Annotated in this window: 25 protein-coding genes; 14 read left to right on the top strand and 11 right to left on the bottom strand. The window is 53.4% G+C overall.

The features are described 5' to 3' along the window. The first annotated feature begins 35 nt into the window (after positions 1-35). Positions 36-1,379: a sodium-dependent transporter gene (locus ACQKE4_RS06890; RefSeq protein ID WP_427387516.1), complete on the top strand. Its 1,344-nt coding sequence runs from the start codon at positions 36-38 to the stop codon at positions 1,377-1,379. 95 nt (positions 1,380-1,474) lie between these two features. Here ACQKE4_RS06890 and ACQKE4_RS06885 read toward each other — a convergent pair whose 3' ends face one another. Then, positions 1,475-1,690, bottom strand: coding sequence for a PA3496 family putative envelope integrity protein (locus ACQKE4_RS06885; protein ID WP_427387515.1), 216 nt, complete (start codon positions 1,688-1,690; stop codon positions 1,475-1,477). A gap of 342 nt (positions 1,691-2,032) precedes the next feature. Here ACQKE4_RS06885 and hexR point away from each other — a divergent pair, with 342 nt between their 5' ends. The 3 genes from hexR to ACQKE4_RS06870 all read left to right on the top strand — a co-directional run bounded on the left by hexR (position 2,033) and on the right by ACQKE4_RS06870 (position 6,532). Then, positions 2,033-2,887, top strand: a complete 855-nt coding sequence (hexR, locus tag ACQKE4_RS06880; protein ID WP_290835151.1) for a transcriptional regulator HexR — start codon at positions 2,033-2,035, stop codon at positions 2,885-2,887. Between the two features lie 219 nt (positions 2,888-3,106). Continuing rightward, on the top strand, positions 3,107-5,305 hold the full coding sequence (uvrD, locus tag ACQKE4_RS06875; RefSeq protein ID WP_427387514.1) for a DNA helicase II: 2,199 nt from the start codon (positions 3,107-3,109) through the stop codon (positions 5,303-5,305). 132 nt (positions 5,306-5,437) lie between these two features. Then, positions 5,438-6,532 (top strand): TRAP transporter substrate-binding protein, encoded by a 1,095-nt coding sequence (locus ACQKE4_RS06870; RefSeq protein WP_290835153.1) that lies wholly within the window; start codon positions 5,438-5,440, stop codon positions 6,530-6,532. A 109-nt stretch (positions 6,533-6,641) separates the two neighbouring features. On the opposite strand, the gene ACQKE4_RS06865 is transcribed toward ACQKE4_RS06870, so the two are convergent. Then, on the bottom strand, positions 6,642-7,055 hold the full coding sequence (locus ACQKE4_RS06865) for an acyl-CoA thioesterase (RefSeq protein WP_290835155.1): 414 nt from the start codon (positions 7,053-7,055) through the stop codon (positions 6,642-6,644). Positions 7,056-7,251: 196 nt separating this feature from the next. Here ACQKE4_RS06865 and ACQKE4_RS06860 point away from each other — a divergent pair, with 196 nt between their 5' ends. The 6 genes from ACQKE4_RS06860 (at position 7,252) to cysZ (ending at position 13,185) form a co-directional block, all read left to right on the top strand. Next, the gene (locus ACQKE4_RS06860; RefSeq protein ID WP_427387513.1) at positions 7,252-8,163 is read left to right on the top strand and encodes a PstS family phosphate ABC transporter substrate-binding protein; all 912 of its coding nucleotides are present in this window, start codon (positions 7,252-7,254) and stop codon (positions 8,161-8,163) included. A 107-nt stretch (positions 8,164-8,270) separates the two neighbouring features. Beyond that, entirely contained in the window at positions 8,271-9,389 is a 1,119-nt protein-coding gene (locus tag ACQKE4_RS06855; protein ID WP_427387512.1) for an ABC transporter permease subunit, read from the top strand. Beyond that, on the top strand, positions 9,386-10,810 hold the full coding sequence (gene pstA / locus ACQKE4_RS06850) for a phosphate ABC transporter permease PstA (protein ID WP_427387511.1): 1,425 nt from the start codon (positions 9,386-9,388) through the stop codon (positions 10,808-10,810). The genes ACQKE4_RS06855 and pstA overlap by 4 nt, the downstream gene beginning before the upstream one ends. Beyond that, entirely contained in the window at positions 10,804-11,619 is an 816-nt protein-coding gene (pstB, locus tag ACQKE4_RS06845; protein ID WP_427387510.1) for a phosphate ABC transporter ATP-binding protein PstB, read from the top strand. The genes pstA and pstB overlap by 7 nt, the downstream gene beginning before the upstream one ends. A 31-nt stretch (positions 11,620-11,650) precedes the next feature. Further along, positions 11,651-12,376 carry a phosphate signaling complex protein PhoU gene (gene phoU / locus ACQKE4_RS06840; protein WP_290835161.1) on the top strand — a complete coding sequence of 242 codons (726 nt, stop codon included), beginning with the start codon at positions 11,651-11,653 and terminating at the stop codon, positions 12,374-12,376. Positions 12,377-12,453: 77 nt separating this feature from the next. Next, positions 12,454-13,185 (top strand): sulfate transporter CysZ, encoded by a 732-nt coding sequence (gene cysZ, locus ACQKE4_RS06835; protein ID WP_427387509.1) that lies wholly within the window; start codon positions 12,454-12,456, stop codon positions 13,183-13,185. Between the two features lie 298 nt (positions 13,186-13,483). On the opposite strand, the gene ACQKE4_RS06830 is transcribed toward cysZ, so the two are convergent. The 6 genes from ACQKE4_RS06830 to ACQKE4_RS06805 all read right to left on the bottom strand — a co-directional run bounded on the left by ACQKE4_RS06830 (position 13,484) and on the right by ACQKE4_RS06805 (position 18,609). Then, complete coding sequence (locus tag ACQKE4_RS06830) at positions 13,484-13,786, bottom strand: hypothetical protein (RefSeq protein ID WP_427387508.1); 303 nt, start codon at positions 13,784-13,786, stop codon at positions 13,484-13,486. A gap of 587 nt (positions 13,787-14,373) precedes the next feature. Continuing rightward, positions 14,374-14,679 carry a hypothetical protein gene (locus ACQKE4_RS06825; protein WP_427387507.1) on the bottom strand — a complete coding sequence of 102 codons (306 nt, stop codon included), beginning with the start codon at positions 14,677-14,679 and terminating at the stop codon, positions 14,374-14,376. Positions 14,680-14,995: 316 nt separating this feature from the next. Then, a complete protein-coding gene (gene phoR, locus ACQKE4_RS06820) occupies positions 14,996-16,288 on the bottom strand; it encodes a phosphate regulon sensor histidine kinase PhoR (RefSeq protein ID WP_427387506.1) in 1,293 nt (430 codons plus the stop codon). Positions 16,289-16,290: 2 nt separating this feature from the next. Beyond that, on the bottom strand, positions 16,291-16,980 hold the full coding sequence (phoB, locus tag ACQKE4_RS06815; protein ID WP_290825380.1) for a phosphate regulon transcriptional regulator PhoB: 690 nt from the start codon (positions 16,978-16,980) through the stop codon (positions 16,291-16,293). 139 nt (positions 16,981-17,119) lie between these two features. Further along, positions 17,120-18,010: a 4-hydroxybenzoate octaprenyltransferase gene (gene ubiA / locus ACQKE4_RS06810; protein WP_427387505.1), complete on the bottom strand. Its 891-nt coding sequence runs from the start codon at positions 18,008-18,010 to the stop codon at positions 17,120-17,122. Positions 18,011-18,045: 35 nt separating this feature from the next. Then, a complete protein-coding gene (locus ACQKE4_RS06805; RefSeq protein WP_427387504.1) occupies positions 18,046-18,609 on the bottom strand; it encodes a chorismate--pyruvate lyase family protein in 564 nt (187 codons plus the stop codon). A gap of 154 nt (positions 18,610-18,763) precedes the next feature. Here ACQKE4_RS06805 and ACQKE4_RS06800 point away from each other — a divergent pair, with 154 nt between their 5' ends. The 4 genes from ACQKE4_RS06800 to ACQKE4_RS06785 all read left to right on the top strand — a co-directional run bounded on the left by ACQKE4_RS06800 (position 18,764) and on the right by ACQKE4_RS06785 (position 21,721). Next, a complete protein-coding gene (locus tag ACQKE4_RS06800) occupies positions 18,764-19,954 on the top strand; it encodes an NAD(P)/FAD-dependent oxidoreductase (protein ID WP_427387503.1) in 1,191 nt (396 codons plus the stop codon). A gap of 128 nt (positions 19,955-20,082) precedes the next feature. Further along, positions 20,083-20,355, top strand: a complete 273-nt coding sequence (locus tag ACQKE4_RS06795; RefSeq protein ID WP_290825659.1) for an HU family DNA-binding protein — start codon at positions 20,083-20,085, stop codon at positions 20,353-20,355. Next, a complete protein-coding gene (locus tag ACQKE4_RS06790) occupies positions 20,355-20,711 on the top strand; it encodes a hypothetical protein (RefSeq protein WP_427387502.1) in 357 nt (118 codons plus the stop codon). Before ACQKE4_RS06795 ends, ACQKE4_RS06790 begins: the two co-directional genes overlap by 1 nt. A 71-nt stretch (positions 20,712-20,782) precedes the next feature. After that, positions 20,783-21,721, top strand: a complete 939-nt coding sequence (locus ACQKE4_RS06785; RefSeq protein WP_427387501.1) for a LysR family transcriptional regulator — start codon at positions 20,783-20,785, stop codon at positions 21,719-21,721. Here the strand turns inward: ACQKE4_RS06785 and ACQKE4_RS06780 are convergent. From ACQKE4_RS06780 to ACQKE4_RS06770, 3 genes are all read right to left on the bottom strand, one after another. Then, positions 21,700-23,268, bottom strand: a complete 1,569-nt coding sequence (locus tag ACQKE4_RS06780; RefSeq protein ID WP_427387500.1) for an aldehyde dehydrogenase family protein — start codon at positions 23,266-23,268, stop codon at positions 21,700-21,702. The two genes, ACQKE4_RS06785 and ACQKE4_RS06780, sit on opposite strands and share 22 nt — an antisense overlap. Then, on the bottom strand, positions 23,265-24,155 hold the full coding sequence (locus ACQKE4_RS06775) for an NAD(P)-dependent oxidoreductase (RefSeq protein ID WP_427387499.1): 891 nt from the start codon (positions 24,153-24,155) through the stop codon (positions 23,265-23,267). The genes ACQKE4_RS06780 and ACQKE4_RS06775 overlap by 4 nt, the downstream gene beginning before the upstream one ends. 143 nt (positions 24,156-24,298) lie before the next feature. Then, positions 24,299-25,456: a M20 aminoacylase family protein gene (locus ACQKE4_RS06770; protein ID WP_427387498.1), complete on the bottom strand. Its 1,158-nt coding sequence runs from the start codon at positions 25,454-25,456 to the stop codon at positions 24,299-24,301. Between the last annotated feature and the right edge of the window lie 3 nt (positions 25,457-25,459).

Here is a 25,459-nt window from a genome sequence, read left to right as displayed (position 1 = left end):
AAAACTCATTACAACTGATTAAAAGAAGGTGTGTCATGGCAAAACTTGCGCATGCACAGTGGTCATCGCGGATGACTTTTGTGCTGGCCGCCGCTGGTTCAGCGGTTGGGCTAGGTAATATTTGGCGTTTTTCTTATATGGTGGGCGATAGCGGCGGTGCTGCGTTCGTTTTGGTTTATCTTGCCTGTGTCGCGCTGGTGGGTTTGCCTATTCTGGTCGCAGAATGGATGATTGGCCGTCGTGGTCAGAAAAATCCCATTAACACCATGGCAGATTTAGCGGCCCAGCATGGCAAAACTCCCGCCTGGGCATTAGTGGGCGCTAGCGGTGTGTTAGCCGCCTTTTTAATCCTCTCTTTCTATAGTGTGATTGGCGGCTGGTCGCTCAACTACACCCTAGGCTCGGTGATCGGCACTTTTAATGGTCAAGATGCCGATAGTGTTGGTGAGCTGTTTGGCGGGATGCTGGCCAGCCCTACTACGCTTCTGCTGTGGCATACCGCCTTTATGGTATTAGTCGTGGGCATTGTGGCACGCGGGGTGACTAAAGGGCTGGAGAGCGCTGCTCGCTTAATGATGCCCGCGCTTATCGTGTTGATGTTAGTACTGGTCGGCTACGGTGTGGCAAGCGGCTATTTTGGTGAAGCACTGGCCTTTATGTTCCGACCTGACTGGAGCGCGTTAACCGGCGGCGTAGTATTGGCGGCCATGGGACAAGCCTTCTTCACCCTGTCGCTGGGTATGGGCATTATGATGGCTTACGGCTCTTACCTCGGTGAAGACGTTAACCTGATTAGCACCGCACGTACGGTCATTATTCTGGACACCGCCATTGCGCTGCTCGCCGGTCTGGCGATCTTCCCGATTGTGTTTGCCAATGGCTTAAGTGCGGGCGAAGGGCCTGGCTTGATCTTTGTTACCCTACCATTGGCGTTCGGTAATATGGCGGGTGGTACGATTTTGGGCTTAATGTTCTTCCTGCTATTAACCTTCGCTGCGCTAACCTCGGCAATTTCACTGCTAGAGCCTGCGGTTGAAATGCTTGAAGAGCGCACATCGATGTCCCGCGTTATAGCAACACTGGTGAGTGGCTGTGCGGTTTGGCTATTAGGGGTAGCGGCGCTGCTGTCATTTAACGTTTGGGCAGAAGTATTGTTCTTCGGCCTCAATATTTTCGACTTTTTGGATACCTTTACCAGCAAAATTCTACTGCCACTAACAGGGTTAGGCGCCATCGTATTTGTGGCTTGGTGTTTGAAGCGGGAGAGCGTTGAAGCCGAGCTGGGGCTTTCAGCCACGGGCGTGAGCGTATGGAACATCATCGCGCGCTATGTAGCGCCCGCTGGGGTTATCGCGGTGTTCGTTACCGGACTCCTATAAGGCCGGATTTGAAACTTACGATAGTAGTAAAAGCCGACGCTAATACACTTCAGCCCTGCTAAATAGCAGGGCGAGTATGCGTCACCAGGCTAATGTTAGTGTAATTCGCTCTCTTGCCGCTCTTCATCGGGCAAGGGGGCGATATCCCGCGACAACTTCTGGAATTCCCGATGCAGCTCAATACCCCGCCGCGCTCTTAAGCTACGCTGGGCAGCGCTGCGTTGGCGTTGTTCATACTCATCCACTTGTAGACTCATAAATATGTCGAGCAGTTCGCTTTTAACCGAGGTGATGCGTTCGACGTTTCTCATGATCGACGTTCCTCCAGGTGAATATGCCTCCGTCCACCTGCATCGGTGACGACTGTTATGATGCAGTGCGGCACTTCACTTATTACTATAACCTACTTGACAAAATGATGACTAATCATAAAAAAATTGTCTAACGGCCTTTAAACGCTGGCGTCACCCTGCCCAATAGTTAGTGGCCCTATCCACTCATTGAGGCATACTGTATTCATCAGTGTTAAAGAAACGTAAAAACATAATAATGAGCAGATAGAAATGAGCAGACAGACAGAAACGGTCGTTTCAAACGACTGTATATTGACGTACTGTTGAATACCTGTTGGTTGAGCACCCAAGGAGCTGAACGTGAGTCGCGCCCTGTTCGATGAAATGAGACGCCGCATGGAGCACTTTCGACGCTCCGAGCAAAAAGTGGCGCGGTTTGTACTGCGCAACCCCGATGAGGTCATCCACATGCGTATTGTGGATTTGGCTACGGAAGCGAAAGTCAGCGAACCCACGGTGGTGCGTTTTTGTCGTGCCTTGGGCTGCAATGGCTTCCAAGATTTCAAGCTACAGCTAGCGCAAATGCTGGCTAGCGGCAGTCAATTCGCACAATTCTCCATGAACGACAGCGACTCCGTTGCTGAGTTTTCCCACAGCATTTTTGACTCTACCGTCGGCACACTGCTGTCGGTACGCGACCGGTTGGATAACGACTCCTTAGGCCGGGCGGTTAACGCTTTGGCGATGGCTAACCGCGTTGAGTTCTATGGGTTTGGTGCTTCTGGTGCGGTGGCCTTTGATGCCCAGCACAAGTTTTTCCGGCTACAGATTTCCACCTCGGCCTATGCCGACCCGCATATGCAGAATATGTCGGCAGTGACCTTGAAAGAAGGTGATGTGGTGGTGGCCATTTCACAAACCGGACGTACTAAAGCGCTGGTCGCTAGCGTGCGCTTAGCACGTGAGGCGGGCGCCACCGTGATTGGCCTGTGTCCTAGCGGCTCGCCGTTGGCCGAAGAAGTCAGCTTGCCGCTGTATATCGATGTTCACGAAGACACCGAAATCTACACGCCGCTTAGCTCGCGTATTGCCCACTTGGTGTTGATCGATGTACTCGCCGTAGGTGTCGCCAAAACCCGCGGCCCGAAACTTGCCGAGCAGCTTAAAGCGGTTAAAAAGAGCCTTAATACACTGCGCTTTCCAGAAGAACCTTAGTCTTTACCTACACGTTTCCAGTAACCGGGAGCGAGGGCAGGTTGAAGCGAGGGTCTTTTGACAGGGATGTCAAAAGTAGCGCCCACGGATGGGTTCACAGCGCCCTCGCGTAAACCTGCCCTCGACGCAAAGGTGTGAAGATTGCCACCCCTGTATACACAGCCAGTTCACTGGCTGTGCTAAACTGGCCGCCTATTTTTTGATCCGGCAGCGGCTACTATGGATGACGTCACGGCGATTCTCGATCAGCTCAACTCCGCCCAGCGCGAAGCAGTGAGTGCCCCCCAAGGTAATCTATTGGTGCTCGCGGGTGCTGGCTCGGGTAAAACCCGCGTGCTGGTTCATCGCATCGCCTGGCTGATGCAGGCCGAAGGCCTCTCACCCTACGCGCTACTGGCGGTGACCTTTACCAATAAGGCATCCAAAGAGATGCGCACGCGCCTTGAAGCGCTGCTTAACCTCTCAATGCGCCATGTATGGGTAGGCACCTTTCACTCCATCGCCCACCGCCTGCTGCGTACCCACTGGCAAGATGCCAGGCTGCCTCAGCACTTCCAAATCATCGATTCTGACGACCAGCTAAGGCTGGTTAAACGGCTGCTGAAAGATTACTCCATTGACGACGAGCGCTACCCGCCACGCCAGGTGCAGCACTTTATTTCCGGCTGTAAAGAAGAAGGCCTGCGCCCGCACCAAGTCAATGTGGCGGGCGATGCCTATATGGGGCAGATGGTCGAGCTCTACGAGCGCTACCAGTTAACCTGCGAGCGGGGTGGTCTTGTCGACTTTGGCGAGTTACTGCTGAGAAGCTTAGAGCTGCTACGCGATAATCCGGCGCTGTTAAACCACTATCAAGAACGCTTTGGGCACGTGCTGGTGGATGAGTTTCAGGACACCAATACGCTGCAATACGCTTGGTTAAAACTGCTCACCGGCATGAAGACGCCGATGACCGCGGTGGGTGATGACGATCAATCGATCTACGGCTGGCGCGGCGCCAAAGTAGAAAATATCAGCCGCTTTGAACAAGAGTTTCCGCACACCCATACCGTACGTCTTGAGCAGAACTATCGCTCTACCAGTGCGATTCTAGAAGCTGCCAACACGCTGATTAGCCACAACAGCGAGCGAATGGGTAAGAACCTATGGACCGACGGCATTGAAGGCGAGCCGATCTCAATCTACGGCGGGTTTAACGACCTGGAAGAGGCGCGCTATATCGTTGACACCATTAAAGAGAAGGTCGACGAAGGCTTCAATCGACGGGATATTGCGATTCTCTACCGCTCCAACGCCCAGTCGCGGCTGCTGGAAGAGACGCTGATACGCCAGGGTATGCCCTACCGTATTTACGGCGGGCACCGCTTCTACGAGCGTCTGGAAATCAAAAATGCCCTCGCCTATTTACGCCTGCTGCTCAACCGCGACGATGATGCCTCGTTGGAGCGAGTGATTAACGTGCCCACACGTGGCATCGGCACGCGCACCGTGGAGATTGTCCGCCTGCGTGCCCGTGAGCAAGGCGTGCCATTGTGGCAGGCGCTTCACGATACGATACACGATGGCACGCTGAAAGGCCGTGCCGCCAATGCAGTACAAACCTTCGCCAACCTGATTGAGCAGTTGGATAACGACGCCGCGGGCATGGCGCTGCACGAAATTATCGATCACGTGACGGTGCATACCGGCTTGATTGAGCACCATAAAAGCGAGCGCGGTGAGAAAGGCCAAGCACGGGTGGAAAACCTTGAAGAGCTGGTCACCGCCGCCCGCGCCTTTACTCAAGGCGATGTGTTTGAAGCGCCTGAAGCGGGCGAAGGCATGGCGGCGCTGGAAGCCTTCCTTTCCGAAGCTGCCCTTAACGCTGGCGACCACGAAGCGGAAGAGTTTGAGGATAGCGTTCAGCTGATGACACTGCACTCCGCCAAAGGCCTGGAGTTCCCGGTGGTATTTATTGCGGGCGTTGAAGAAGGCCTGTTTCCCCATAAGATGTCGCTTGAAGAACCAGGCAGACTCGAAGAGGAGCGCAGGCTCTGTTACGTAGGCGTTACACGCGCCATGCAGAAGCTCTACCTCACCCACGCCGAAACACGACGCCTGCACGGTAAAGAGGTGTTTCCGCGCCCCTCGCGCTTTTTGCGTGAGCTGCCGCCACATTTGCTCGAAGAAGTCCGCTTGCGCGGACACATTTCACTCCCGGTCACCGCTTCGCGTAATTCCTTCGCCCAGCAAAGCATCGAAAGCAGTGGCGATTTGCCTAGTTTGCACGTTGGCCAAGGCGTCGAGCACCCGGTATTCGGCGAAGGCATCATTCTTAACGCAGAGGGTGAAGGCGCTCGTGCCCGCGTACAGGTGAGCTTTGAGGGCGAAGGGGTTAAATGGCTGGTACTTGGATTTGCTAAGCTGACGCCACTTTAAAGCGGTTTACTCACGGGCGTTGAGTTCAATGGCTTGCCGATTAAAACCTGCTTAGCGCATACTGGCGAACGGACACTGCGCTTTCCAGCGCGCTGACAAAAATATCCTATAATTTCCGGAGTCTTGCTCGCCATGCAACGCCGTAACTTTCTTAAAACCGTCGGCCTGGGTGCCGCCGGTGTCGCTGCCGCCCCCTTTGTCACCACTGCAAGTGCGCGCGCCCAAGACACCTACACCTGGGACATGGTCACCTCGTGGCCAAAAAACTTCCCTGCTTTAGGCACGGGTGCGAACGACTTCGCCCGCCGGGTTGAGCAGCTTTCCAATGGCCGCATGCAGATCCGTGTGCACGGTGCGGGTGAGCTGGTTCCCGCGATGGAAGTATTTGATGCCGTCGCTGCAGGCACGGCTGAAATGGGTCACTCCGCATCCTACTACTGGCGTGGTAAGGTCGCCTCATCACAGTTCTTCACGGCCGTACCGTTCGGCATGAATACCACCGAAATGAACGCTTGGTTATACCATGGCGGCGGCCAAGAGCTGTGGGATGACATTTACGCCAAGCACAACTTGAAGCCTTTTGCTGTTGGTAATACCGGCACACAAATGGCGGGCTGGTTCAAAAAAGAGATCAATTCCCTCGACGATATGCAGGGCATCCGCCTTCGTCTGCCTGGCTTAGCCGGCGAAGCGATGAACGCTATCGGCGTGACTACCGTTAACATGCCTGGCTCCGATATTTTTACCTCGTTGCAAACCGGCGTGCTGGATGCGGCTGACTGGGTAGGCCCCTATAACGATATGGCGTTCGGTCTACACCAAGTGGCTGACTACTACTACACCTCGGTGTGGAACGAGCCCACGGCGGTGCTGGAAGGCACGATTAACCTGGATGCATGGAACGCGCTGCCGGAAGACCTGCAAGACGTCATTCGTGAAGCCGCTCGCGCCTCCAACATGGCGATGATCAGCGAGTTTGCTTACCGCAACGCTCAAGCGCTAGAAACACTGGTCGATGAGCATGGCGTTCAACTGCGCACCTTCCCTGAAGATGTTATGGAAGCCCTCTATGCTTCTTCAAAGGAAGTCATTCAGCGCCAAGTGGATAACGACGAAGACTCCCGCCGGGTGTTCGAGTCTTACTCAGCGTTCCAGAAAGTACTGCGTCCGTTTAGTGATGTAGGCGAATACGCATACCTGAAGAGCCGTGACAGCGTTGGTGCTTAACTAGACAGTAAACCCAGACTGTCAATAACGCAAAAGGGCGCATTATGCGCCCTTTTGCTGTTTAGAGAACAAAGCAAGTCCTTTAATAAGTCATTACTTTCACTCTTGGTTAACTATGCACTGCCCGGATGCGGCCATTATCATCTAATGCGACCATGACAAAACGCGCTTCAGTGACTTTTTGACGCTCCTCAATGCGTTGCCCATGAGGTGGTCTTACCCATACTTCCACCTCTATTTTGATCGAACTGTGACCAATATCCTGCACCTGGGTGTAGACACTGACCATGGATCCCACGCGTACCGGGCTTAAAAAGTCCATTGCCTCGATCGCCACGGTCGCGGTACGGCCACCCGCTTCTCGCCCGGCAGCAAGCTCAGCCGCCTGATCCATTTGATTTACCAGCCAACCACCGGGTATATCGCCATAAAGATTGGTATCTTGGCGTGAAGCCAGTAATTTTAAGGTGAGCTGGCCTTGGGGAGCCGGTACGTCGTCCAAATCGGTTTCCAGAAGAGTCATGGGTTAGTCGCTTTATCAGTTTATTGTTGTAAACGTCGCGGAGATAAACGTTGACGGTGGGCATTGCTGCGCTGCAACACTGCTGGATGGATTTAGTTAACCATAAGAGGACGCGCGTTTGAATACTCTTTCAAATTCTTCTGCTAATAACCAGGGCACATCTCTCGCTATAAAACGCCTTTTATTGCGCGGGTTAATGATGTTACTGCTACTGGTATGCCCACTGACCTGGGGGCAAACGCAAAACATTAGTGGAACCTTAGGCGCTGTTGGCTCTGACACCATGGCGGGATTAATGTTGCGCTGGGGGGAAACATTAACTACCCACTACCCTAACGTAACGCTGCAATTTCAAGCGGGTGGCTCCGCCAGTGCACCTTCTGCACTGATGGCAGGCACCACCCGGCTTGGGCCGATGTCCAGGCCTATGACGGCGGCTGAGCGCGATAACTTTATTGAACGCTATGGCTATCCCCCGCTAGAATTAAAGGTTGCCCGTGACGCCTTGATTGTCGTCGTCCATCGCCATAACCCATTACGCGTGCTGACACGCCAACAGGTCGATGCCATCTTCTCAACCTCACTTGCTTGCGGCGCTGAAGCCCCCATCAGGCGCTGGAATCAACTCCCAGCAACCCGTGACTGGGCATTCGGCACTATTGCGCTGCATGGGCGTAATCTAGCGTCGGGCACCCACGGATTGTTTCAAGCGCGGGCGTTGTGTGGCGGTCATTTTCGTAACGATATCAGCGAGCACCCTGGTTCATCAGCCGTGGTTGCGGCGGTAGGGGAGTCTGCTAATGCCATGGGCTATGCGGGATACAATCACCTTACCCCAGCGGTACATGCTGTTAGCCTGTATAACGACAATGGTATCGCTACACCGCCCGACGAGGCGGCTATCCAAAGCGGTGACTACCCGCTGTCGCGCTATCTCTATCTCTACGTTAACCTGCCGCCCGGCGAGGCACTGCCTCCTGCAGAACAAGCACTATTGGCACTCATTATGTCGCCAGAGGGTCAACAGACTGCCCGTGCGGCTGGCTTTGTGCCTTTGGCGCCTGAGGTACTCAAAGAACAACAAATGTGGCAGACACCTGTTAACTAAATGCCTTAGCCTGTCATCTTATTGTCATAAAAGCACTTTAGGGTAAGGAGACTTATTATGCTGAATGGCCTTGACTGCAATCGCCCAGGTTTCCCAATGATAGCGATATGATCCCACCACGGTTAACCATCCCCCGGCAGCCACTGCGTCTGCTAAAAGATCGCGTGGCTACGGGCTTAATTACCGCTGGCGGAATTGGCGTGCTGCTCGCTATTCTTGCGATCGGCGTTTTTTTGGTGTGGGAAACGCTACCGCTACTCGCCATTGGCGATACCCTGGCGTTGGCAAAGCTTTCTCCCTTGGCCTGGGGTACTTTAAAAGCTGCGCTAGCAGCGCTGCTGTTCGCTATCCCCATCGCCTTAGGCGCTGCGATTTATTCAGCGCTGTTTATGTCAGCCCGCCTTCGCACTCGCATCAAGCCTACGTTAGAAATGATGGAAGCTATTCCCGGCGTGGTGGTGGGTTTTATTGCTGGGCTGATTTTAGCGCCGTGGGTAGAACGCCATCTGGCCAGTGCCTTGGCGCTGATTATTTGGCTTCCATTAAGTGCCGGGCTTGCTGGTTTAGCGTGGCAGCTAACGAAAGCACGATTGCGCCGCCGCTTGCCACTCTCATGGGCGGGTCTTTGGCTGGTTCCTTGGCTGGCGCTAATGGTGGCGCTAGCGCTATGGCTTACCCCGTGGATAGAGCAGCAGTGGCTAGGGGGTGATTTGCGTCAGTTGCTCGACCAGCGCTTTGGCATGGATTACGCCACCCGCAATGCAATGATTGTCGGTATTGCGATGGGCTTTGCAGTGATTCCGAGTATTTACTCCCTGGCAGAGGATGCCCTGTCTGATGTGCCCACTACGTTAATCGAAGGCGCCCAAGCACTTGGTGCTAGCCGCTGGCAGGCACTCTGGCGGGTCGCCCTAACGGCGGCAGGACCCGGCATTTTTTCAGCGGTGATGATCGGTGCCGGACGGGCGGTTGGCGAAACCATGATTGTGTTGATGGCCAGCGGTAATACCGCTCTATTTAGCGCCAGCCCCTTTGAAGGAATGCGCTCAATGGCGGCGGCTATCGCCATTGAGCTACCTGAGGCCGCTCCTGGGGGCTTGACCTATCACCTGCTGATTTTGGCGGCGCTGGTACTGTTTATCTTTACGTTCCTAGTGAACACGTTAGCCGAGGTCGTTCGCCAACGTTTGCGGCGCCGTTATCGCCACATGGGAGGCGCATCATGAGCGAACTACCCGCCAGCGCCTCCTCCCACCGGATACGCATTAACTGGCTCAATAACCTATGGCCTTGGTTATGCGCGGCCAGCGTAGCACTCTCCTTACTCATGCTAGGTGCTTTGCTGACGCTGTTGGTGGTGCGTGGGCTAGGCCACTTCTGGCCTGCCAACCTGGAGGAGGTCACGCTAAACTCTGGGGAAACCTTCGCTGGTCAAACCGTGCGTGAGGTAGCACTGCCCCAGCAGGATGGCGATGAACGCCTTTACTTTACCGGCAACCAGGATATAGATGGTGCGCGCTGGCGCTGGGTGGCTATTGAAGAAATTGCAGAGCGTAGCCATCCGGTGGATCTTGTTCGTCTAGAGCGCACTCCCTGGGGTGATTTTATCGGTCGTTTAGCCGCCATTGAACAGGCCGACCAGCGCTGGGAGGGTGAAGCCGCCTGGCGGCATTTAACGACCTTACTGGCTCTCCCCATCAATCAGCGTCCGGATAGCCAGCTGCTGCTTTCCACGGCCAATGGTCAAACTCTCCGCCTGCCGTTAACTAATGTACTGAGTGCTCAAGCACCTAATGCCATGGCGTGGTGGCAGAAAACCCATGCTTGGGGCGAAGGCGTTTGGCGGTTTTTGAGCGAAGGGCCACGGGCCGCAAATACCGGCGGCGGCGTATGGCCTGCGATTTTTGGTACCGTGCTGATGGTGATTTTAATGTCGGTGATGGTCACCCCTTTTGGGGTACTGGCGGCTATTTACCTAAATGAAATCGCCCACCAGGGGCGGCTGACTCGCTTTGTTCGCATTGGCGTGCGTAATCTCGCTGGCGTACCGTCCATTGTGTATGGGGTATTTGGCTTAGGGGTGTTTGTGTATGGCATTGGCGGTTCGATTGATGAGTGGTTCTTCAGTGATACTTTGCCCTCACCTACCTTTGGCACAGGCGGCCTGCTATGGGCGTCATTAACGCTTGCGCTACTAACCCTGCCGGTCGTGATAGTGGCAACCGAAGAGGGGCTGGCACGCATTCCAGAGGCCCAACGCGAAGGTGCCGTGGCGCTCGGTGCTACTCGCCTGGAAATGCTCACTCGCATTGTGCTACCGATGGCCGCCCCCGCCATGCTAACCGGGGTGATTTTAGCCATTGCTCGCGCAGCAGGAGAGGTCGCACCGCTAATGTTGGTGGGGGTCGCCAAACTCGCGCCACAAATGCCGGTAGACGGTGAATTTCCCTATCTCCATTTAGAGCGCAAGTTCATGCACCTCGGCTATCATTTATTTGATACCGCCTTTCATGGTGAAGATGTGCAAGCCGCGATCCCGTTGGTTTACGCCACGGCGCTACTTTTAGTGTTAATTGTGCTGGTGCTTAATCTAACTGCCATATTTCTACGTCATTATCTTAGGCGTCAACGGGGAAGCGAATGCTAGCACCATTACATTCAACGAATACCTCTCAGGCACCAGTGACGCACTTTGCGGATGACCGCTGCTGCTTAAGTATTGATCGCTTTAGCCTCGCTTATGCGGGGAAAACGGCGTTGCGCGACTTAACCCTTAGCGTTCCGCGCCATCGTGTGACGGCGTTCATTGGACCGTCCGGGTGCGGTAAATCTACGCTGTTGAGAGCCATTAACCGTTTGCATGACCTCAATGAGTCGGTGGCGCATAGCGGTCAAATTGCGCTGGAAGGGCATGATATTCACGATCCGCAAATGAACGTAACTGAACTGCGGCGACGAGTCGGGATGGTATTTCAAACTCCCAACCCCTTCCCCATGTCGATCTATGAAAATGTCGCATTTGGCCTGCGTTTGCAACAGCGCCTGCCCAAGCGTAAACGTGATGACATTATTGAGTGGGCATTAACGTCAGCCGCTCTGTGGGATGAAGTGAAAGATCGCCTGCACCGCTCAGCCTGGCAGCTTTCCGGTGGACAGCAGCAGCGTTTGGTTATCGCCCGCACCTTAGCGGTTCAGCCAGATGTACTGCTGCTTGACGAACCGGCGTCAGCACTAGACCCCATTTCAACGCTGAAAATTGAAGAGTTAATACGCAACCTTAAGTCACAGCTGACGTTGGTGCTCGTTACTCACAATATGCAACAAGCGGCACGCGTCTCGGATTACACCGCTTTTTTGCACCAAGGCGAACTCGTGGAGTACGGCCCTACCGACCAAGTGTTCACCAACCCTCGTTTACAACGTACTGAAAACTACATCACCGGCCGCGTCACTTAGGCCCAATCGACTGAAACGTCAGGAGTGCTCCATGGATATTACGAGTGATACCCACAGCCAGCATATCTCTCGCCAGTTCAACCAGGAGCTGGAAGAGCTGAAAACCCACCTGATGACCATGGGCGGTCTGGTGGAAAAGCAGGTACAGGATGCTGTCTTTGCCCTTCTGGAAGGCGATACCCGCTTAGCAGAGCAAGTGCGTGACAACGATCGTCAGGTTAACGACCTGCAGCTACAGATTGACGATGAATGTACACGGGTACTGGCGCGTCGTCAGCCTGCGGCTTCTGATTTGCGCTTGGTGCTGGCAGTTATTCGCGCCACTTCCGATCTTGAACGGATTGGTGATGAGGCCAGTAAAATTGCCCGCAATGCCCTGCTTTTGAGCGAAAACACGCAAACGATTCGTGGATTGGTCGAAGTTCGCCATATCAGTGAACACGTTCGCAAAATGCTGCGCGATGCACTGACTGCCTTTGCACGCTTTGATACCGATCTTGCTATGCAGGTAGTGCGTGAAGACGCATTAGTAGACGATGAATACAGCAGCGCTATGCGCTCGTTAATGACGTTTATGATGGAGGACTCGCGCTCAATCACCTCGGTACTCAGTATTATGTGGGTACTGCGTGCGTTGGAGCGAGTAGGCGACCATGCCGATAACCTTGCAGAGTATGTGGTCTATCTGGTCAAAGGACTCGATATTCGCCACAGCGATACCGACAGCTTGGATCCGAAGGTGCTAAAAAAGCCTTGACCTGGTTGGGGTTTCCTCCTGCAATACGTCCAGGTTTAATCTGCCTGGACGTTGGAATCACAAGGAGTTCACCCACCATGCTGGATGCTGTGACTGCGCTAAGCCGAGGTACACGCTGTGTGTATCAGCCGGGCATGCGCCGCTATGTTTTTCTACCTATTCTGGTTAACTTGATTGTCTACGTCAGCATGTTCAGCTTTGTGTTCACCCGCTTCGAAGGCTGGCTGAACAACTGGATGGACATGGTGCCTACCTGGCTTGATTGGCTATCGTGGCTTATCTGGCCGCTGTTTGTTATCAGCCTGTTGGTGGTGGTGTTTTTCACTTTTACAGTGGTGACTAGCTTAATCGCGGCGCCTTTTTATGGCTTTTTGGCCGCCAAGGTGGAAATTCAAGCCACGGGTCGAGAACCCCTTGATGACCGCAACCTTACCAAAACGGCGATTGATGCCATTGGCCGAGAGTTCGTTAAACTCGCCTACATTCTGCCCCGCGCGGCAGCGCTATTTGTGATCAGTTGGATTCCTGGGCTGAATCTATTTGCGCCACTACTGTGGGCGCTGTTTTCCGCTTGGATCATGGCGATTACTTACCTGGATTACCCAATGGACAACAACAAGGTCACCTTTGCCGATATGCGGCAGCGCTTAGCCAGACGCTGGTGGCAGAGCCTTACCTACGGGGGGCTAGTCACCTTGATCACCTGGATTCCGCTGGCGAATTTACTTCTGTTACCCGGCGCTGTGGCGGGTGCCGTATTAATGTGGGATGCGCACTATCGAGGCCCTACCGGCACTAACCTAAAGTAGTACGGCTAATAATATTAATTACTAACATATTGTTATATAAAATATTTTTATTTTTCTTAGTGACTAAAAATTAGACCCTGCATAAGCAGGGTCCAATAATACAATGTTTGACAATAACTAACGCTAGCTTCCTCTCCTTTTGCGGGATTCCAACCCTGGAATTTAACCCTCACTAACGTTCTGATTGTCTATCGACTCATTCCTTGAATCCTTGTGCATCCTTAACGGTGTGACATGCAACTACATGTTTAGCTCACACCTGCATCGTAATATATTTCATCAAAATTGCAAATTTTTGTTACCGAACGTTTCTAAAATTGTTATCTCGCTGCAAATCTTTCGGTTGATAGCTAATGTGATCACTGGTGCGCGTTGATTCTGCCTCAATAACCTTTGGAAAATCACCTTCATCGTACATTAGTTCAGCTGGGTTAAACTCTGCCTGAGCCGTTGTACGCTGTGAATCTGCTTGGATAGGCTCATCATTTACTGTCAGATCTTGATTCGCTTTAATGGAAAAATTTGCGAACGCTAGCGGGCTAGCTAACAAACCAAAGGAAAGGCCCGCTACTGCTACTTTTTTAAGAAATACATTAGTCATCGTATTTTACTCCAAGATACTGTGATACCGCTGGCGTGGAGGAAGAAGCGCCATCATGGATGGCTATTTTGTCTCATTCTCTTCCGTATCCTGGTAGAGCATAAAAAATGCCAATTTCTGCATATAAAAAATAAATCCATTATTATCAATAATTTATATTATAAATATTGCGCACAATATTACATCACATAAAACAAAAGCAAACTAAATACTTGCGCACTAATGACACATGCTTCACGATTCACATTACTGTAAATAAGGTTGGCTAGGGCAAGATATGGTAAGAAGAGCAGGTTTGAGGTATTCGAGTAAAAAGCAGTTAAGTAGATTAATAGACAGCAAAAAATTAGGCCCCGCCGAAGCGGGGCCCGATATCAGAACTGCCTATAGGTAATAACTAACGTTAGCTTCCAATCCTTGTGCGGGACTCCAACCTTGGAATTAACCCTGACTAACATTTTGATTGCCTATTGATTCATCCTTGAATCATTACAACATCCCTGTTTGAAACATCCTGTTAATAGCTTCGTCATCCGTTGAAGAAGCACATTTCGATATCTCAAACTATATAGAAAAAGCTGTAAGAATTAGCTAGCGCTATTTTCTTCAACAACATCATCTGGGGTGTATTCCTCGTCACCACTCATATCTGTTGATTCTGGATCATTTACTGTATCCGGGCCTTGAGTGCCATGATCAGTTGTTAGATCATCGTTATCATAGGAACCATCGCCACCAGGGCTAGTTCCATTTTGATGTTCTTCTTCCATTGCATCCTGGTTTTGATCAATCGAAGAATTGTCCGTCGTATCAGCAAAAGCTAATGGGCTAGCCATCAAGCCAAACGTTACACCTAAAATGCCAGCTTTCTTGAGAAGTTCCTTGGACATCATATTCCACCTCCGATCGCTGTTAGTACCACTTAATTAAGAAAGAAGGGCTAACCAGTAGCCAGCAATTCCTGCGGTCATCTCTCTTACTTAATATATTCATTGCAGCAGCTATGCCAAAACATTTAAAAAATAAAAAAATTATTATTTTTCAAAAGCTTATAAAAATAAAATGATACAGTCATTAAATCCAACTAGGCGCTAAATGCGGCTATAAGATGTGTAAAAATGGCACATGAGTAATGTTTTACCAATCTTGTATGCCAATATTGCACGCTTCTACAACTGTTGTGCGAAGATTTTTCTTGAGGGCTGCGACTCAGGGCTGACGGAGACGCGAAGCGGGAAATACACAGCGAAATAACGCCCCTTTGCCTGGATGAGACTCTATCTGTAGCTGGGCGTCATGACGCAGCAGAACATGCTTCACAATGGCCAAGCCTAGCCCTGTGCCGCCCGTGGCGGTACTGCGGCCCTTATCAACTCGGTAGAAACGTTCAGTTAGGCGGGGGATATGTACCGGGTCAATGCCTTCTCCGTTATCTTCAACGGCAATACAACCACTGCCCGCAGCATTAACACTCCAGCGCAACGCGATATGGCTACCCGGGGGCGTATAGCGAACGGCATTAAAGGCAAGATTAGAAACTGCGCTACGAATTTCCTGTTCGCTGCCTAGCAAGCACGCATCGCTCTCCAGCTCCACGGTAATGCTATGGCGCTGATGTGAAAGCGCTAACGCATCATCACACACACTCTGCAGTAAGGTGCCAAGCGACAATGAATGATGATCCTTGCCACCCTGGTCAATCTCCAAACGTGACAGGAGCAATAAATCATTCACCAAATTCTGCATTCGCTGCGTCTGCTCCTGCATTTGATTAATACCTCTACCTAACCGTGGCGGAAGCTGATCAGCAAGATCACCATAGGTTTCTAAATAACCGGAAAGCACGGTGAGGGGGGTACGCAATTCATGGGATACGTTGGCGACAAAATCGCGACGCATCTGCTCTAGGCGATGCAGACGGGTAATATCCCGCGCCATGACTAAGCGTTCGTCGTCACCGTAAAGGGTAATTTGATACTGCAGAATACGCCGCTCATCAATCGGCGACGTTAGCGTTAACGGCTCACTGTAGTTGCGGCCATTAAAATAACCAATAAAACCTGGGTCGCGCAGCAGGTTGGTAATGTGCTGGCCACGGTCATGGGCAGTTTGCAGCCCAAGCATCTCGGTCGCGGCACTGTTCCACCACTCAAGGTCACCATGACGGTCAAGCATAACGACGCTATCGCGCATCGCTTCCGACGACTCTTGAATGCGCGCTAAGGTAGCGCGCAGGCGACTTTGAGTGATGCGCTGACTTTTTTGATAGCGGTATAAACGATCAAATAGTTCGCCCCACATACCGCGGGCAGCAGGAGGCTCATCTTGGGGATGAAGGGTTAACCAAAGGTACAAGGCACGCAGCTGACGCAGATGATAAAACAGGCACACCGCTAGCCCCGCAGATAGCCCGACGCCAGCGGAGCCTAGCAGCCAACCTAAGCAAGTGCCTAGCGTAGCCAGCCACGCTAGTCGCCACAGCTCACGGCTCCATAAGCGCACATTTATACCCGTGAAGAGAAACGGTATCCGGTGCCCCGAACCGTTTGAATCAGGTTTTGATGCACGTCGCCCAGCGCTTTACGCAAGCGGCGAATATGTACATCAACCGTGCGCTCTTCAACGTACACATTGCCACCCCATACTTGATCGAGCAGTTGGCTGCGTGTGTAAGCGCGCTCTTGATGGGTCATGAAAAATTGCAGCAGCCGATATTCAGTTGGCCCCATTTCCAACGCTTTGCCGTGGGCACTCACACGATGGCTTACCGGATCCAACAGCAGGCCGTTAATCTCGATCGGATCTTCAACGCCACGAGGAGTAGCTCGGCGCAACACTGCTTTAAGACGTGCCACCAGCTCACGGGGTGAAAAAGGTTTCGTGATGTAGTCATCAGCACCTGCTTCAAGCCCTTGAATCTTATTATCCTCCTCACCTTTGGCGGTGAGCATAATAATAGGTATCTCAGCGGTGGCTTCATCACGCTTTAAGCGTCTGGCTAACTCAATGCCGCTGGTACCAGGCATCATCCAGTCGAGCAGTACTAAATCAGGCTGATGATCGACCAATATGGCATGGGCATCCTGGGCGTTATCCGCTTCAAGCACGCGATAGTCAGCCATTTCCAGCGCTACTGCGATCATCTCGCGAATGGACGCCTCGTCATCGACAATCAGAACGGTCTTGGCGGTCATACCAATGCCTCACGGTGTTCAATGAAAAACAGCTCAATGAAAAACAGCTCAAAGAAAATTGCTCAAAGAAACTAGTTCAATGACATGTCAGTGACGATAACACCATGGATTGATGACAATTACATGACAATAGCCGCTATCAGCCAGCAGCAGGCCACCAACTTAGCGCGATACCGGCAAATATCAGCAGGCCCGACCAGTGATTATTGAGAAACGCTTGGAAACAAGCGTCACGCTCACGATGGCGAATCAACCGCTGTTGATACACAAACGTCACTGCCATCGCAGCCAGCCCAAGCCAGAAAAAGCCACCTAATTCCATCCGCCAGCCGACCCAGGCGAGTAGCGTTAAGGTGGCTATTTGTAGCAAAAAAATCATTAGGCGATCGGCACTACCAAACAGAACAGCCGTTGATTTAATGCCAATTTTCAGATCATCATCACGATCTACCATGGCGTACTGAGTATCGTATGCCACCGTCCATAGTACGTTGGCACAGAACAGCAGCCATGCTTCCAGCGGGACATAGCCCAACACGGCACCAAAGGCCATGGGAATTGCCCACGAGAACGCAGCCCCCAATACTACTTGTGGGAAATGGGTGTAGCGCTTCATAAACGGATAAATGATTGCCAGCGCCACACCGCCTAACGACAGTGCCACCGTAAACCAATTGGTCAGTAGCACTAAAATAAACGCCGCTGCCACTAACGCGATAAACAGCAGCTGCGCCTCGGTTTCGCTAATACGGCCAGTGGCTAGCGGACGGTGTTTAGTGCGTTTTACATGGCCGTCAAAATGACGGTCGGCATAATCATTGACCACGCATCCAGCCGCGCGCATGACGTAAACACCTGCCACAAAAATAAGCAGCACGTTTCGGCCTGGTACGCCTTCAGCGGCAATCCACAGCGCCCAAAGCGTCGGCCACATTAATAGCCAAGTGCCAATTGGCCGATCCAAACGCATCAGTTGGAAAAAATCTGCCACGCGAGCGAATCCTTTCGGCCGCAACAGTGAACGATCCATGCTTACCTCACGAAAAATAAGATGCAGACGTTAGCCTAGCGCGAAGGCAAATCAAGTTCATCCACCATCGCCCGCAAAAAATGCTCCTGCACTAACAGCGATAGTCCGCCATGCTGGAACACTGAGCGCCTTCCCCAGGGTCCTTCGCTGTTAAGATCATGCAGACTCGCGAAGTTAGCCGAATGCCTTGTCACTTCTAAGGGACCACGTACTAGATCTGGCTGTTGAAATAACCAACTCCCTAGCGACCGCTCACCCAGACGCTCCAAACGCTGCCCTTTTAATTGTGTCAGCGGAGCAACTGAGCGCGCCACCACCCAGGGGGTATCATCTAAACTGAGTGCCACTTCACGCAGCCATGCGTAACATTTGGGCCTAATGCCCAATGCTTGAGCCTCATCTGGCAACGGCCAGCCCACCCCTTGGCGTAATAGACGCACACGGAAAGACTTACCCTCGCCTGCTGCGGTTAACCGAGCAGTTAGCGAGTCCGTGGAGGCTACCCACTGCCACCAGGGGGCACTCATCGCCGGACGCGCCGCCGAGACAGGGCGCCAGCGTGGGAATATCTGTACTTGCCGGGAAGCAGGAGGCGTCACCGAGTTCTCCAAGCCAATAATCGGGGCTGCTAGTGTAACATGGCGCTCTGAATGGCTTTTATCTCAGCGGTTTTTTTAACGGCTCTGTTATAACGAACCTGTTTTAACGCCCCTGTTTAGCGACTCTTTCTTTAGCGACTTTCTTGGTGTTCGCATGTCCGCATCACATACACAGCTCTCTTCGTCACATGCTGCGCTGGTGATTATTGGGACTGGCATGGCTGGTATTGGCCTTGCCCGCGCCTTGCGCCGCCTGGGCGACCAACGTTCAATAGCGCTGATTAGCGCTGACAGCGGCGATGACTATAGTAAGCCACTGCTCTCCACTGGCTTTGCCAAAGGTTTAACGCCTGACCAACTAGCCCAACGAAGCGCCGCGCAACTTGGTGACGAGCTGAATGCCCAGATAGTTACCCACACCCAAGTAAGCGCTCTGGATGTGGATAACAAATTAATCCTTTTGGAAGATGGCAAAGCGTTCGGTTACGACGCTTTAGTATTAGCCACCGGCGCTGCGCCTCTGGTGCCTTTTAAGATCGCTGCCAGCGTGGCATCGCGCTGTTTTACCATCAATAATTTAGATGATTACCGCCGCTTTCATACCGCCCTAGGCCACCATACTGCCCGGGTCGCGATTATTGGTGCAGGACTAGTCGGCTGTGAATTTGCTAACGACCTGCATGCCGGAGGCCATCACGTCAGCGTCATTGCCCCTGAGGGAAGTCTATTGCCTCGTTTATTGCCCGCACCACTAGGCACTGCCTTGGGCGATGCCTTTAGCATGGCAGGCATTGATCTTCACCTCGGCCGCAAAATTGAATCGATAGCGTCAGGTCACGGTAAAGATATCGTCTTGCATTTAAATAATGATGAACCACTCAGCGCTGACTGCGTACTCATGGCAACAGGTCTTACGCCGCGCATAGCACTGGCCGAAGCCGCAGGGTTAACGGTATCGCCTAGCGGCATTCAGGTTGACCGCTACTTGCGTACATCGCACCCCGATATTTACGCATTAGGCGATGCCGCCTGTGTGGAGGGTATTAATGCAATGTATGTACAACCGCTGCAAGCAAGCGCTAAAGCACTGGCGGCAACCCTTGCAGGTACCCCGACCCCCGCGAGCTTCGGTGCTTGGCCCATCATTGTAAAAACACCGCTGCTGCCCGTGGTTGCCTATCCTCCACAAACCACGCCTGAACACTGGCGAATTGAAGGCGAAGGCGGCGATCTCAGCGCCTTGGCGGAAAATAAAGACGGACGTTTGATTGGTTTTGCGTTGACAGGGGGCTGTGTGAGAAGGAAAGTGGAGCTTTCCAGAGCAGCGCCTGCGCTGCTAGGCTGATTTTCGTCGCGTTCACGACTAGGATAGATAAGCTAACCTAATCATGGTGACGCACCCAACAACATGCATTTGCTGTACGTTCGATTATTTATCCAACGTTCGATTGTTTAATTAAAAGGAGATTCCTTATGCGCAAACCTGAACTCGCTGCTGCCATCGCTGAAAGTGCCGACCTGTCTAAAGATAAAGCAGGCCAAGTGCTAAACGTTATTCTGGATGAAATCACCAACAGCGTCGCCAAAGGCGAAGATGTTGCTCTCATCGGCTTTGGCACTTTCACTGTACGTTCACGCGCAGCTCGTACAGGCAAAAATCCGCAAACCGGTGCACCGCTGCAAATTCCAGCCAGCAAAAATGTCGCCTTTAAGCCTGGCAAAGCGCTTAAAGACGCCGTTTCCTAATGAAACTCAAGCTGACGCTGTGGCTACTGGGCTTAATGCTCAAACGTGCCCTGCGCCGCAAGCCGCGCTTTCGTGAACAGCTAGAACGTATGCGCGGCTTGGATTGGGGCATTGCTACAGAAGACCTTAGCATTGCCCGCCACTATCGCATGTCGCCGAAAAGCATCAGTACCGGTAAAGGGCTGCCCGTTGACTTGGACCTTGAGCTGCGTTTCCGGGATCAGGATACCGCCCTGAAAGTGCTCAAAAAGCCAACTCAACAGGCCTTTCTTGACGGCATGATGGACGGCAGCGTGCGCTTAGTGGGCGACTCAGCCGATATGAACAAGCTGCAGAAACTACTTAAGTATTTGTAGGATTGGCACAGGATAGCGGTGTAGTTAACATGAATTTTTTCTACACCAAAGCAGAGGTATAACAGCTTTCGATGGACATACCTCATCAGCGCTTAGTGTACTTCCGCGTTACCCTGGAGTCAGGCTCCGTGCGTCGCGCAGCGGCGCGCTTAGACATTGCCCCCTCGGCGGTTAGTCGGCAAATTGCATTGCTGGAAGAAGCTTTGGGGGCCACGCTCATGGAGCGTCAGCGCGACGGCATTTCTCCTACCCCGGTAGGAGAAATGCTGCTTGAGTACTGTGAACGCCGCGGTGCGCTTGATGAAGGCTTTATCACCTCACTTGAAGCCTACCAGCGTATGGAAACCGGCAAAATATCGCTCACCGTCGGTGAAGGCTTTGTCAGTGACTTAGTGGCTTCCCCGCTGCATGAATTTACCCAGCTTTACGCGGGCATCCAACTTGATATTCATATTGCAGGTACTTCCGGCATTATTGAGGCGGTGGTCGAAAACCATAGCCATATCGGCTTAATGTTTCACGAGCGAACCCACCCGCAACTGCGTTTCTGGGCCTCTAGCCCTCAGCCACTCATGGCGATCTTGTCCCCTGAACACTCCTTAGCCAACCAAACCTCACCGCTCACGCTTACCCAGCTTAGCGACCAGCCAATGGCAATGTGGGACCCCAGCCACGGGGTTCGCCAAATGGTCGATCAAGCCTTTCAACAGGCACGTATTGCGCCACGCCTAGCCATGAACACTAATTCAATGGTGGTGTTAGCTCAGTACGTTCGTAGTGGCATGGGCATTACCCTGCTGCCCGCTTTTGCCGTCGCCCATGATTTAGAGATTGGCACGCTCGTCGCCCGTCCAATAGATAACCCGCTATTTCAGCGCTCTCATGCCCACATGGTCACCCGCGTTGGCCGCCAGCAACCTAAGGCCAGTATTCTGCTGCTTCGCCATCTACAGCGCTGGATGCAGGCGTTTCGCGACCCAGCGTTACATCAGCCAACGCCACTGCCGTAACCAAAAGCGACGCTGGCCTCTGGCGCGGTTTCCACCCAGACGCTTTGTGGCACGGTATAATCGCGTAGGCCATCCAAACCACTGGAACGTCCAAAGCCGCTATCGCCAAAGCCACCGAACGGTGACATGACGCTGATCGCCTTATAGCTGTTAATCCACACCGTTCCCGCCCGCAATTGCCCGGCGACACGGTGCGCTCGCGCCACATCCTGGCTCCAAACGGCCCCGGCTAAGCCAAAGCGAGTTTCGTTGGCCAGTTGAATGGCCTGGGCTTCATCATCAAAGGCCATGGCCACCAATACCGGTCCAAACACTTCTTGCTGAGCAATCTCCATATCGGGCGTAACATCGACCAACACGGTAGGGGCAATAAAATACCCCTGGGCTTCGTCAGGCAAGCCTTCAGGACGCTTCCCCCCCGTTAACACTCTCGCGCCTGCTGCTTCGGCGGCCTCAATCATGCGGGTCACCTGCTCAAATTGGCGGCGATTCTGCAGCGGCCCCATGCGGGTTGCTTCGTCGCTGGGCAGGCCCACCGCAATCTGTTCCGCCGCCCGCGCCAAGCGAGTGGTAACTTTTTCAAACACCGAGCGCTCAATCAGTAAACGCGAGCCTGCCACACAACTTTGGCCAGCGGCGGCAAAAATAGCAGCTTGGGCGCCCGCTACCGCTTCATCCAGCTTGGCATCGGCAAACACAATATTGGCCGATTTGCCGCCCAGTTCTAATACACTGGGCACTAACCGCCGCGCGCCTGCTTCGGCAATCATCCGCCCACTTTGGGGCGAGCCGACAAATACTAACTTGCTGATGGTGGGGTGGTCGGTCAGTGCCGCGCCGGTCGTTTTGCCCAGCCCGTTGACGATATTGATCAGCCCTTTAGGCAGACCTTGGGACGCTCCTTTGCCCCCCTCTTCCAACAGCTTGGCAATCACCACAGAGGTGAACGGCGTTAACTCAGAAGGTTTTAATACGGCGGCGTTGCCTGCGGCAATGGCCGGAGCCAACTGCCAGGCACAGGTAAACATCGGCGCGTTCCAGGGGGTAATCTGCCCCACTACGCCATAGGGCACGTGGCGCACATAGTTAAGATGCGAGGTAGGCACCGGGATCACTTCACCATGCTGTTTATCGCACCAGCCCGCATAGTACTCAAACATCTCGCGCACTTTGCCCACTTCAGCCCGGCAGTCACGAATCGGTTTACCTGCGACGACGCTCTCCAACTGCGCCAGCGCCTCTTCATGGCCCTCCAAACCGCGCAAGGCGGCATTCATACGCCGCCCACGCTCGCTGGCGGTTAGTGCCATCCACTCACGCTGACCCCGCACAGCTGCTTGAGTGGCGCGTTCAATTAGCCCAGCGCCCGCATCGCGATAGCTCACTAGCGCTTCGCCAGTGGCAGGATTAATCAGGGTGATCTCTTCGCCTTCTCCAGCGACTAACGCGCCATCAATCCAGTTACTTAACAGCGTGTCAGTGGCTAAACCGAAGCCTTTCAGTAGTTCTGCAAGGTGGTCGCAGGCGTGTTGGCTGAGTGAGCTCATTGGTTGCTCTCCGCTTGGCTGGCACGGGCTAAAATTGGCGTAGTGATATGGTTGAAGTCATCGCTGTCGGTGGGCTGTTCGGGGCTTTCGTGCCAAGCATCGACCACGGCTTGTAGCAGAGGTAGCGGAATGCCCAGTTGCTCAGCAGCGTCTCGCGCTAGGCGCAGATCCTTACGCATCAAGCCGGTGGTAAAGCCAGAGTCAAAACGCTCGCTCAACACCCACTCGGGGAAGTTCACCTCGCTAATCGCGCTACGCCCGGAGCCACTATTGAGGCCCGCCAAACAGGCCGCGGGTTCAACGCCCGCCTTGGCTGCCATCGCAACGGCTTCGGCAGTGGTTATCAAGTGCGCTGCACACAGGTAGTTATTGGCAAGTTTCACCACATGACCGCTGCCTGGGCCACCCACATGGGTACGCTTGGCCGACATCGCCTCCAGCATCGGCATTACCCGCTCAATGGTCGCTTCATCGCCGCCCAACAGCATCCCCAGCTTGCCACTGGCCGCGCCTTTCGGCCCACCGCTTACCGGGGCATCCAACCAAAGAAGGCCTGCGGCGGTGACTTTTTCGGCTAATTCACGACTCACGGCGGGGTCGCTGGTTGACGTATCGACAATCACGCTGCCTTTCGGCGCCAGCGTAAGCAGGCCCGGTGATTGCTCAATCACTTCACGCACATGGGCTGACGTAGGCAGCGACAGCAGATAAACATCACTTGCGGGCAGGGCATCAGGAGCAACAACGGCTAGACCAAGGCCCTCAAGCCGTGAGCGTGCAGCGTCGAACAGATCGCTGCCCGTGACGGCAAACCCTGCGGCTTTAAGGGTAAGCGCCATATTGCCCCCCATCTGACCAAGTCCAATGACGGTAATGGTTAAAGACATCTTAAAACTCCCTAAGCGTTTTGTTAGTGGCGTAACGCTATGTTCGGTATCAATATTGGGCGTAGACGCTCCCCTACCCATTGGGCATCAGAGGAGCGAATAACGCAGTTAGTTAAGAAGAATCGCTGAATGACGATAATGAGTTAGACGAGTAGCGCTCTTACCAGCTCTACCCAGTAGCGCGCCCCTAGCGGTAACAGCGCGTCGTTAAAGTCATAGTGAGGGTTATGCAACGAAGCAGAATCCTCGCCGTTGCCCATCCAAATGTAAGCCCCTGGCCGCTCGGCCAGCAGAAACGAGAAATCCTCAGAAGCCATGCTCGGTGGCGGATTGCGGATCACATTGCCTTGGCCTAATAAGCCTTCCAGCACCGTGGCGCAGTGCTGGGCATGCTCCGGCGTATTAATGGTGGCGGGGTAGCAGCGCTGGTAATCCAGCTCAACGGTTAAGCCGTGAAACTCGGCTAAGCTGGCAATCGCCTGTTTGAAGCGCGCTTCCAAGTGCTCTTTAAGCGCCATATCGAAACAGCGCAGCGTGCCACGCAGCGCTACCTGCTCAGGAATCACATTAAACGTATCCCCTGCGTTAATACTGGTGAAACTCAGCACCGCCGATTTATCCGGGGGCGTTTCGCGGCTCACTAACCCTTGCAGTTGGCTGATCAATTGGCAACTTGCCAGCACCGTATCAATGCCCAAATGCGGCATCGCCGCGTGGCAGCCTTTACCGGTTAATGTCAGGCTGAAAATATCAAAGGCGGCCATCACGTCGGTATCGTGTACCGCCGCGACACCCACCGGCAGCCCAGGCCAGTTATGCAGCCCGTACACAGCATCCATTGGGAAGCGTTCAAACAGCCCTTCTTCGACCATCACCCGGCCGCCGCCGGCGTTCTCTTCGGCGGGCTGAAAGATAAACACCACCCGGCCTTTGAAATCCGGCTGCTGCTTTAGCGCCCAGGCAGCGCCTAACAGCATCGTGGTATGGCCATCATGGCCGCAGGCGTGCATTTTTCCAGGCGTTTGCGAAGCGTAAGCAAGCGCCGTCTCTTCGCGAATATCCAAGGCGTCGATATCGGCCCGCAGGCCGATGGTCTTGCCTTCACCGTGCAGGCCATCCAAGGCGGCAACCACTCCTGTGCCCGCGATGCCCGTGGTCACCTCAAAGCCCCACTCTGTCAGTAACGCTGCAATGCGCGCGCTGGTGCGGTGCTCCTCAAAAGCCGTTTCAGGGTGCTGGTGGAAATCGTGGCGCCAAGCGGCGAGCTCAGCATTGTCCGGTAACTTAACAGAAGCAGTCATCGT

This window comes from Halomonas sp. NPDC076908 (genome assembly GCF_050269715.1).
GTDB lineage: Bacteria > Pseudomonadota > Gammaproteobacteria > Pseudomonadales > Halomonadaceae > Vreelandella.
This window is presented reverse-complemented; position numbering and strand designations above follow the sequence as displayed.

What these genes read in the sequence shown, in the direction of transcription:
- ACQKE4_RS06890 (WP_427387516.1), top strand. Translation starts at nt 36, where the DNA reads ATGGCAAAACTTGCGCATGCACAGTGGTCATCGCGGATGACTTTTGTG.
- ACQKE4_RS06885 (WP_427387515.1), bottom strand. Translation starts at nt 1,690, where the DNA reads ATGAGAAACGTCGAACGCATCACCTCGGTTAAAAGCGAACTGCTCGAC.
- uvrD (WP_427387514.1), top strand. Translation starts at nt 3,107, where the DNA reads ATGGATGACGTCACGGCGATTCTCGATCAGCTCAACTCCGCCCAGCGC.
- ACQKE4_RS06870 (WP_290835153.1), top strand. Translation starts at nt 5,438, where the DNA reads ATGCAACGCCGTAACTTTCTTAAAACCGTCGGCCTGGGTGCCGCCGGT.
- ACQKE4_RS06865 (WP_290835155.1), bottom strand. Translation starts at nt 7,055, where the DNA reads ATGACTCTTCTGGAAACCGATTTGGACGACGTACCGGCTCCCCAAGGC.
- ACQKE4_RS06860 (WP_427387513.1), top strand. Translation starts at nt 7,252, where the DNA reads ATGATGTTACTGCTACTGGTATGCCCACTGACCTGGGGGCAAACGCAA.
- ACQKE4_RS06855 (WP_427387512.1), top strand. Translation starts at nt 8,271, where the DNA reads ATGATCCCACCACGGTTAACCATCCCCCGGCAGCCACTGCGTCTGCTA.
- pstA (WP_427387511.1), top strand. Translation starts at nt 9,386, where the DNA reads ATGAGCGAACTACCCGCCAGCGCCTCCTCCCACCGGATACGCATTAAC.
- pstB (WP_427387510.1), top strand. Translation starts at nt 10,804, where the DNA reads ATGCTAGCACCATTACATTCAACGAATACCTCTCAGGCACCAGTGACG.
- phoU (WP_290835161.1), top strand. Translation starts at nt 11,651, where the DNA reads ATGGATATTACGAGTGATACCCACAGCCAGCATATCTCTCGCCAGTTC.
- cysZ (WP_427387509.1), top strand. Translation starts at nt 12,454, where the DNA reads ATGCTGGATGCTGTGACTGCGCTAAGCCGAGGTACACGCTGTGTGTAT.
- ACQKE4_RS06830 (WP_427387508.1), bottom strand. Translation starts at nt 13,786, where the DNA reads ATGACTAATGTATTTCTTAAAAAAGTAGCAGTAGCGGGCCTTTCCTTT.
- ACQKE4_RS06825 (WP_427387507.1), bottom strand. Translation starts at nt 14,679, where the DNA reads ATGATGTCCAAGGAACTTCTCAAGAAAGCTGGCATTTTAGGTGTAACG.
- phoB (WP_290825380.1), bottom strand. Translation starts at nt 16,980, where the DNA reads ATGACCGCCAAGACCGTTCTGATTGTCGATGACGAGGCGTCCATTCGC.
- ubiA (WP_427387505.1), bottom strand. Translation starts at nt 18,010, where the DNA reads ATGGATCGTTCACTGTTGCGGCCGAAAGGATTCGCTCGCGTGGCAGAT.
- ACQKE4_RS06800 (WP_427387503.1), top strand. Translation starts at nt 18,764, where the DNA reads ATGTCCGCATCACATACACAGCTCTCTTCGTCACATGCTGCGCTGGTG.
- ACQKE4_RS06795 (WP_290825659.1), top strand. Translation starts at nt 20,083, where the DNA reads ATGCGCAAACCTGAACTCGCTGCTGCCATCGCTGAAAGTGCCGACCTG.
- ACQKE4_RS06790 (WP_427387502.1), top strand. Translation starts at nt 20,355, where the DNA reads ATGAAACTCAAGCTGACGCTGTGGCTACTGGGCTTAATGCTCAAACGT.
- ACQKE4_RS06785 (WP_427387501.1), top strand. Translation starts at nt 20,783, where the DNA reads ATGGACATACCTCATCAGCGCTTAGTGTACTTCCGCGTTACCCTGGAG.
- ACQKE4_RS06780 (WP_427387500.1), bottom strand. Translation starts at nt 23,268, where the DNA reads ATGAGCTCACTCAGCCAACACGCCTGCGACCACCTTGCAGAACTACTG.
- ACQKE4_RS06775 (WP_427387499.1), bottom strand. Translation starts at nt 24,155, where the DNA reads ATGTCTTTAACCATTACCGTCATTGGACTTGGTCAGATGGGGGGCAAT.
- ACQKE4_RS06770 (WP_427387498.1), bottom strand. Translation starts at nt 25,456, where the DNA reads ATGACTGCTTCTGTTAAGTTACCGGACAATGCTGAGCTCGCCGCTTGG.